1 pseudogene is annotated in these 463 nt (G+C 50.5%); it reads right to left on the bottom strand.

The annotated features are described in order from the left end of the window. Positions 1 to 95 (bottom strand): annotated as a pseudogene (locus tag B3187_RS17620) (flagellin FliC); the annotation flags it as partial. Positions 96 to 463 lie beyond the last annotated feature (368 nt).

Here is a 463-nt window from a genome sequence, read left to right as displayed (position 1 = left end):
ATGGCGAGGCCGGCGGCGTCGTCTTTGGCGGAGTTGATGCGCTGGCCGGAAGACAGGCGCTCGGTGGCCTGGTCCAGAGCATTTCCTGACTGCATCAGCTGACGCTGTGAGTTCAGTGAAGCAACGTTGGTATTGATAACTAGAGCCATGATGGATCTCCTAAGTTGTTTAGTTCACAGGCTTTACCAGCCGTGGATCATTCGGACAGTGAAGCCCGGAACAGTCGGTCACCAGGTCTTCTGTAAAGGTTATCGACCCATCCCCGGGGAGCTTTAGGGTATTTTTGGATTTTTTGCGCCAAAGCCGCTTGATTTTTGATTTTCCTTTTAATTTCAGTGAGTTAAGAGTGTTACAACCCTCAAGTAGGTTGGATTAGCGAAGCGTAATCCAACAAATAACCCCCAAAATCCGGATATTCTGGCCCTGGTTGTCGGATTACGCGCTTCGCGCTAATCCGACCTAC

This window comes from Marinimicrobium sp. UBA4209 (assembly GCF_002381585.1).
In the GTDB taxonomy this organism is placed as follows: domain Bacteria; phylum Pseudomonadota; class Gammaproteobacteria; order Pseudomonadales; family Cellvibrionaceae; genus Marinimicrobium; species Marinimicrobium koreense.
The sequence above is the reverse complement of the archived record's forward strand: the minus strand, read 5'-3'. Positions and strand labels throughout refer to the sequence as shown.